The organism is Gardnerella vaginalis (genome assembly GCF_001563665.1).
Classification (GTDB): Bacteria; Actinomycetota; Actinomycetes; order Actinomycetales; family Bifidobacteriaceae; genus Bifidobacterium; species Bifidobacterium vaginale_A.
Genome location: NZ_KQ961866.1, coordinates 47,379 through 55,613, shown reverse-complemented (window position 1 = coordinate 55,613; position 8,235 = coordinate 47,379). Strand labels below are relative to the sequence as shown.

The window sequence follows — 8,235 nt, the reverse complement described above, 5'->3', positions numbered from 1 at the left end:
GGGGGGGGGTATCTTAAAAGCAAACATCACTTGTTTATAACTTGCTGATGCACTTCTAGAACTTAATTTAAAAGTCTTTAGAAGTGATTTAGTTTTTTCATTACGTCATATGGCGTAGTGGAGAAGAAGAAAGGAAATATTATGTTAAATAAGAAGGCTATTGCCGCTTTTGCTGCTGGCGCTACTTTGCTCGCCGGCATGGCTTTTGCTGCTCCAGTAGTTGCTACTGCTCCAGCTTTTGCTAACGAACCTAAAGAATACACTGAAGCTGACTTCCAGAAGGAACTTACTGAAGCTCAAGGCAAGGTTGCTACTGCTGAAGCTACTCGTAAGGCTGATTACACTGACACTGTTGCAGTTGCTTTGAAAGAAGACGGCACTGCTAAAGATGGCTACGAAGTAAAGGAAGCTGAAAAGAAAGTAGTTAAGAAAGCTGATAATACTGAAGTAGCAGGTGGCTACAAGTATGTAGAAGCTGTTGCTGCTAAGAAGGCTGCTGAAGAGAATTTGCAGAAAGTACAGCTTAAGTATTTTACTACTAAGGAATATAAGGAAGAGCAAGAGAAGAAAGCTAAGGAAGCTAAGAAGAAAGCTTTTGCTGACGCTGAAAAGAAGCTTGGTGAGAAGCGTACTGCTTTGAATAAAGCTTGGGATAAGTATGCTCCTTTCAAGAAGACTGTTGAAGAAGCTAAGAAAGCTAAGAAAGCTGCAGACCGTGCTTTGGAAGATTACCAGGATAATGCTTCTGAGGATTTCCAGAAGACTACAGCTTATGCTAAGCGCTTAAAGGAATTGCAGAAGGCTCAGAGAGTAGCTGAAGCTCAGCTTAATAAGGCTAATGCTAAGTCCACTGCTGTTGAAGCTGCTTTCACTAAAGCTTTGGAAGAGTATAACAGCTTTGTTGATGGCGAGTACAAGACTGCTTATGAAGGTCTTGGTGATGATGCTGATGTTTTGAAGGATCCAAAGTTCCTTAAGCTTGATGCTGATGATTTCAAGCTTGGCTTGGCTTCTAGCCAGGTAACTCCAAGCGGTCACAAGAGTGATCACAAGAACGATCACAAGAACGATCACAAGAACGATCACAAGCAAAACAAGCAGAATTCTAAGGATAAAGGCAAGCACGGCGTTCACATTAACACCAAGGGTCGTAAGGGCAAGAAGCAGCTCAGCAAGACTGGTGTTGGCGTAGCTTTCGCTGCTTTGGCTGCTGCTCTCCTCGCTGGCATGGGCGCTGCTGTTCGCAAGATCCGTCACTAAGCTTTAGCTTTTAAAGTTTTGTGTGTATCACTTAGGCTTAAATATTAAGTTTCTAGTGTTTAAGCCTAAGTTTTGTTCTTGCACTTAACTGCTTGGCGTGTTGTTTTGTAGGGAAACTCATGCTGGTTTTACTAAATTCTTTATAACTTTACTGTTTTTAATACTAGTTTGCTGTTTTTCTTTTCTTCCTAGTGTTAAGGCTATTGTTATAGGTTTTTAAAGTTAAGTGCGTTGGCTTTTGGCTGAATACTACTAGGGGTATTCAACCAAAAGCCTTTTTTATTGCAACTTGTTTAAACAGTATTATGTTTTAAGCGTCTAGTCTGTTAGGTAATCTGCAAACATGAAATGGAATCCATTTGCCAAAAAATCCGCCGAAGCTCGCGATGGCAATAGCGAGTCTAAGCAACAACTTAAAAACAATCGTCAAAAAAACGCTCCTACACCTAAAAGAAATGTGTCGCAAGCGCAAAAATTGCGTCCTATTGTTCCTGTTGACCGTGAAGAAAGCGCGCGCCGCAATCGCATACGCATACGTGAAAAAGAAAACGCAGAGTATGAAGCTATGCGTTCTGGAGATTTAGCTCATATGCCGAAGTATGAGCAATTGCCTTGGCGCGTTTACATTCGTGATTACGTTGATGCGAGAATCAACATAGGCGAATATTTCATTCCATTTTCACTTGTTCTTATGGTTATAATCATGTCTTTCTCGTTCGTAAGCATGAGAATAATAAGCGTTATTTTAACAGTTGTGCTTTATGTGTATTTGCTTATTTGCGCAATAGACGTATTTATTATGTGGAGAAGACTTCGCAAAGAGTTGATTAGCAAATACGGTCCGCAATCAGTAAGCCGTTCTTCTAGATCTTTCACATATGCTTGGAGTCGCGCAATACAATTACGGCGCTGGAGATTGCCGAAACCTCGATACAAGAAACACGGAGTTTGGCCTAAATAACTTAGTTTTATTCGTTTAGTATTGAAACATAGTTATTATTGATTAAATAGTAAAACACGCAAATATCAGGGATTTACACATGGCAAAAAATAATTCTGATAACACAAAAACAGCAAAAGCTAAAAGCTCGCGAAATAATATTTTTTCTCAAATCATACGAATATATAAATATACGCACAGTGATGATAAGCAGTTGCCATGGTTTCTTGCATTAGCATTCCTAGCTCCTGTTGTTTTAGGCTTAATTATTGGATTCTTGTTGCATTGGTCAATTGTCACTTTTATTATGATGATGATCACAGCAATAATGCTTGGATTCTTACTTTTTACGATTGTTCTAACTAAGAGAGCAGATAAAGTAGGCTATGCTCGACTCGAAGGCAAATCTGGAGCTGCAATAGGCATACTTTCATCTATAAATAAAGGCGGATTCTCATTCCCACAGCAGCCGATTTGGGTAGATCCTCGCACTAAAGATGCAATTTGGCGCGGAACAGGCCATAATGGCATATTTCTTATTGGCGAAGGCAATTATGAACGCGTTATGAACGCAATGAATCGTCAAGAGCAAAGCATTAAGCACATAACATTAGGATCTTTAATTCCAGTGTATAAATTCGTTGTAGGTGAAAGCAAAAAAGAAGTAAAACTTAAAGATTTGCGAGATAAAGTACTTCATGCAAAAAGTTATCAGCAAACGAATCATAAGTTTGTGTTATTAGCGAAACTTCACCCACGCCGTAGATTCTTTATGACTAAACTAGAACTTGCAAATGTGAACAATCGTTTAAGCACTTTGCAAAGCAAAAGCGGATTCGGTATTCCTAAAGGCATAGATCCTACTAAAAAACAGCATATAAGCAGACGTGCTATGCGAGGTAAGTAAATTTAATTATTTTTTATGAAAAGATTGCAAGAATTATTTGCAATCATTAGCATATTATTTTTCAAATAGATTTTGGAGGATTCATGGCTACTTTAGCAGTTGAAGATGTGCGTGAGAGAGTCAAAAACGTTTTCGATGACGTGCTTTGTGTGTTAAATAAGAAGATTTCTTTAGGTGCTGTTTCTGCTAAAGGCATTACTGGAGAACATATGCGCGTTTCTGCAGAGTATGTTGCTAAAGTTTTGCGTGAAGTCGGTGTTGATGCTCGAGTTGAACAGTCAAAAAATCCAGATGGAACTGATGGTGCTTTTGAAGTAGTTGGCTCTCGAATTGTGGATCCTAGCGCTCCAACAGTGTTACTTTATGCTCATCACGATGTTCAGCCTGTTCCAGATAAAAGCGAGTGGAACACAGATCCTTTCAAAGGCACTGAAATAGATGGTCGTTTGTATGGGCGTGGCAGTGCAGACGATGGTGGTGGAATCGCGATTCACTATGGTGCTCTAAAAGCTTTGAGCGATGAACTGTGTGTAAATATTAAGGTATTTATTGAAGGCGAAGAGGAGATGGGTTCTCCTAGCTTCATACCGTTCATTGAATCACATAAAGATGAGTTTGATTCAGATGTGATTATTGTAGCTGATTCTGGTAATTGGTCTGCAAATATCCCAAGCCTTACAACTAGCTTGCGTGGAAATACTACGTTAGATGTTAAAGTTAAAGTTCTTCATCATCAAGTTCATTCTGGACAATTTGGCGGTCCGATTTTAGACGCTTACACACTTGCTTCAATGCTTGTTGCTTCGCTTTATAACAAGGATGGCGATTTAGATGTTCCTGGAATTGAATCTCAAGAGCCAATTGGTGGTTTGCAACGTGATTTAGACGAGAATCAAGTTCGCGCTGATTCATCTGTAGTTGATTCTTATAAGCTTGCAGGCACAGGATCTTTGGCTTCAAGAATGTGGACTAAACCAAGCTTAACAGTAATTGGCATGGATGCTCATCCAGTTGAAGAAAGTTTTAATGTTATTGCTCATGAAACTCGTTTGCGTCTTTCTCTTAGAACAGCTCCTTGTCAGCGTCCAGAGGATGCTCAAAAAGCTTTAAGTGATTTCTTAGTATCTCACGCTCCATTTGGAGCTGAAGTTAGCGTAGAGCCTTTAGATAATGGCATGGGATGGGCTATGGATCCTTCTGCTATTGCTACTAAAGATGCTTTAGTTTCTATGAAAGATGCTTTTGGTGTTGAACCTATTAACAAAGGCGAAGGCGGTTCTATTCCGTTTATTCCAGAATTGCAGCGCATTTTCCCTAAAGCTCAAGTTTTAGTGACAGGACCAGAAGATCCTCAATCTAACGCTCATAGTCCGAACGAGTCTATTTCTCTTTCTGGATTGCAATCAAATATTGTAACTGAAGCTTTGCTTTTAGACAGGTTAGCTAAGTAAGTTTTGATATCTTTAAGTAGTTCGAATTGCTAAGTAGGTTTATGAAGCTAAGTAAATTTTATTTGCTAAGTAGTTTGATTAGTTAAAGCGTTATTTTATCGTCAAATTAAGCGCGAATCGCATAAATTTTAATTGAGTCTACGCAATGCCGTAAACTCTCCAACGGACACGGGTGCTTTTCTCACACGAGAAAAGCTGAGAAAAACCGCTTGAACGTGAATCCAGATAATGCTGGCGCACGGAGGTCTGTTTCCCGTGCCTCAAGTTGTGTTACGTTTTGTAACACATGAAAGAAAGGCACTATTATGTCAGAAGAAAATATTTCTAGTAAGTTAAGCTTAAGGTGGCGTGTTGCTGATATTGCAGTAGCTTCCGCAATAGCTGTTGTATCTGCTGTAATTTATTGGGTTGTTTCAGCTTTTTGCACAGTACCTTGGAATTTCCTTGAGTCAATAACTCCTGGAATGGCTGGTTTAATTAACGGCTTGTGGCTTTTTGCAGGCCCTCTAGCTGCAATCATAGTTCGTAAGCCTGGCGCTGCTCTTTATGCTGAAGTACTTGCTGGTGTTATTGAAGGCTTCATGGGTAATATTTGGGGCGTTTTAGATACGTATCTTGTTGCAGTAGTTCAGGGTGTTGGTGCAGAAATCGTATTCCTCGTATTGCTTTATAAGCATTGGAATATTTGGTATGCAACTCTTGCTGGAGCTATTTCTGGTGTTGGTTCTTGGGCATTTAGCTTTGTTAAGAACTTGCAAGGTATTGACTTATTAGGAAGTTACGGAATCACGTATCTTATTACAAGCGCTGTTTCAGGAGCAGTGTTTGCAGGTCTTCTTATGTGGTTCTTATATAAGGGAATACGTGAAACTGGCGCGTTAAGTTCCTTCGCATCCGGTCGTTAAATATCATTGCCATAAAAGGATTATTACTATGCCTGATGACTCTAAAGAAGAAGCTGTAAGAGAAGAAGATATTAAGAATTCCGAAACATTCCTTCCGTCGGATTCTTGTAACGCTCAACTACGTTTCGATAATTGGGGTTATCGTCATGCAACTCGCAAACATTTCGCTGTTCGTGGGTTGAATCTCACTATTGAAGCGGGGCAGAAAGTTTTGCTTCTAGGAGCATCAGGCATAGGGAAATCCACTATTCTTGCAGGTGCTGCCGGAATTATAGGCAGTAACGTTATTTTATCTTCTGAAGAATCAAAAGAATCTAAAGAATCAATCAAATCTGAAAAATCTAAAGAATCTGAAGAATCAAAAGAATCTAAAGAATCAAACGGAATGATTCCAGTAGAAGATGAAGATGGTGGAATAAGCGAAGGCTGTGTGTACGTTGACGATATTCCTGTTCGTCAAGCTATAGGAAAAGTTGGATTAGTATTACAAGATCCAGATTCTCAAGCAATTTTCCAAAGATTGGGAGATAACGTTGCTTTTGGTCTAGAAAATATGAACGTTCCTCACGAGTTGATTTGGCAGCAAGTCAATGAAAGCCTTAAAAAAGTTGGATTGGAAGGTTTACAATTACACCGTTCAACATCGCATTTAAGCGGTGGTCAGCAGCAACGTTTGGCTTTAGCTGGAGCGTTGGCAATGAAGCCAAGTATTTTGCTTTTAGATGAGCCTACAGCAAATCTTGACCCCAATGGAGTCGATCAAGTTGTTAAAGCTGTTAAAAATGTTTTAGATTCTGCTCATTCAACAATGTTACTTGTTGAGCATCATGCTGAACCGTGGATTGACATGATTGATAGGGTTGTGGTCTTAGGTTTAGATGAAGATATTTCAGAATCTGAATCTTTAGAAGAAGTCCACGATGATGATATTGCGCGTTCCTCGTTTGCTCGCACAATTATAGTAGCTGATGGAACTCCTGATGAAGTTTTTAATAGATCTGATTTAGATTTTACAGATCTTGGTATTTGGTTGCCATCGCGTTATAAAAAGTCAGATGATATATCTTATAAATTAGATTATGACTCTTCTAATGCAAATGGTGACGTAATTCTTTCAACTAAGGATTTGTCTATAAGTCATACAGATAAACCTATTGCAGAGCATATTAACTTAGAGTTCAAATCTGGTCAAATTACAGCTTTAGTTGGAGCTAATGGAGCTGGAAAATCAACGTTATCGCTTACTTTAGCAGGATTATTGCCTGCTTTAAGCGGAAGTGTTGTTGCAAGCGATAAGCTTTCAAATGGTCTTAATGGAACTGATCCTATTAAATGGAAATCATCTCAATTAGCTAAGCGCATTTCGTATGTATTTCAAAATCCTGAGCATCAATTTGCTTGTGGAACTGTTTTGCAAGAAGTTATGCTCGGACCACTTAGAACAGGTATGAGCGATGAAGATGCTCGAAAGCAAGCCGAATCTTTACTTAGAAGATTTAGCTTGCTTCAATATGCTGATTCAAATCCTTACACGCTTTCAGGTGGTGAAAAACGTAGACTTACAGTTGCTGCGTCTTTGGCTGCTGCTCCTAGTGTGATTATTTTAGATGAGCCTACTTTTGGTCAGGATCGCAAAACATGGTTGCAAATTATCAATTTAATTGAAAGTCTTCATAAAGATGGAATTTGCATTATTGTTGTGACTCACGATAAAGAATTAGTTAATGCTTTAGGCGCTCGCGTGATTGAGTTGTGTGCAGAAAATAGTTCTTGTGACTCGCGTAACTCTGACTCTGATTCTGACAACTCTGACTTTGATTCTGATTCTGATTCTGACTCGTTTAAAGATGAATTATCTTCAAGCGCAAGTAATACATCTAAAATTAGTGTGAGTGACGTTAATTTGCGTTCCGAAAATCCAAGGAAATCAAGCTATTCTCCGTTACTTGCATCTATGAATCCTGTGTATCGAATGATTGGCGCATTTCTTTGTTCAATACCATTGCTTTTCACTCTTGATTGCGTTTCTGCATCTTGTGCTTTAGCCTTAGAGTTCATTATTTTTGCTTGCATAAAAATTCCGCCTTGGAAAGTTGCTTACTTATCTTGGCCTGTGTGGATAGGCGCTCCAATGTCTGCTCTTACTGTTTTACTCTATGGTAAATCTGGTGGAAACACTTGGTTTCAGTGGGGAATGATTCATGTTACAGACAGATCCTCATCTTTAGCTCTTGCAACATTTTTAAGAATTTTGGCTATTGGAATTCCATCAATCGTAACTGTGATAGGAATAGATGCAACTGATTTAGCAGATGCTTTTAGTCAAATATTGCATTTTTCTGATCGTTTTGTGTACGGCGGATTAGCTGGAATTAGAATGTTTAACGTATTACAAGATGATTGGCGAGCTTTAAGTGCTTCTAGGCGATCTCGCGGTATTGGAGATGGGAATAAGTTAAAGGCATTTTTCCCTCAAATGTTTGCTTTACTTGTTCTTTCAATTCGGCGTTCTACAACTTTGGCTGTGGCAATGGAAGCTAGAGGATTTGGCGGATTTAATCCAAGATCTCATGCAAGAATTAGCAAAGTAAAAGTTTCTGATTGGATTTTAATAATTGTTTGTGTGATTATTCCGTTGATTTCATTAGCTGTTTCTATATACACAGGTTCGTTCGCATTATTTGGTGGAAGTAATTAAAAGTAAATTACTATTTTTTATGTATAGTTTGTTTTACAAAGTATGCTTTGCTATTAGTTAGGCAGAGATTTAAG

The 8,235-nt window shown here is 38.9% G+C and carries 6 protein-coding genes and 1 riboswitch; all 6 genes read left to right on the top strand.

The genetic code is table 11. From position 1 onward, the window contains the following. Positions 1-141 precede the first annotated feature (141 nt). The 6 genes from HMPREF3230_RS03570 to HMPREF3230_RS03545 all read left to right on the top strand — a co-directional run bounded on the left by HMPREF3230_RS03570 (position 142) and on the right by HMPREF3230_RS03545 (position 8,161). Entirely contained in the window at positions 142-1,260 is a 1,119-nt protein-coding gene (locus HMPREF3230_RS03570) for a hypothetical protein (protein ID WP_075523588.1), read from the top strand. Between the two features lie 343 nt (positions 1,261-1,603). Next, positions 1,604-2,221: a DUF3043 domain-containing protein gene (locus HMPREF3230_RS03565; RefSeq protein ID WP_075523587.1), complete on the top strand. Its 618-nt coding sequence runs from the start codon at positions 1,604-1,606 to the stop codon at positions 2,219-2,221. Between the two features lie 79 nt (positions 2,222-2,300). Continuing rightward, positions 2,301-3,107 (top strand): DUF4191 domain-containing protein, encoded by an 807-nt coding sequence (locus HMPREF3230_RS03560; RefSeq protein ID WP_075523586.1) that lies wholly within the window; start codon positions 2,301-2,303, stop codon positions 3,105-3,107. 83 nt (positions 3,108-3,190) lie between these two features. After that, entirely contained in the window at positions 3,191-4,558 is a 1,368-nt protein-coding gene (locus HMPREF3230_RS03555; RefSeq protein ID WP_075523585.1) for a dipeptidase, read from the top strand. 158 nt (positions 4,559-4,716) lie between these two features. After that, positions 4,717-4,819: riboswitch (TPP riboswitch) on the top strand. Positions 4,820-4,863: 44 nt separating this feature from the next. Further along, positions 4,864-5,463: an ECF transporter S component gene (locus tag HMPREF3230_RS03550; RefSeq protein ID WP_075523584.1), complete on the top strand. Its 600-nt coding sequence runs from the start codon at positions 4,864-4,866 to the stop codon at positions 5,461-5,463. 28 nt (positions 5,464-5,491) lie between these two features. Beyond that, complete coding sequence (locus tag HMPREF3230_RS03545; RefSeq protein ID WP_075523583.1) at positions 5,492-8,161, top strand: ATP-binding cassette domain-containing protein; 2,670 nt, start codon at positions 5,492-5,494, stop codon at positions 8,159-8,161. Positions 8,162-8,235 lie beyond the last annotated feature (74 nt).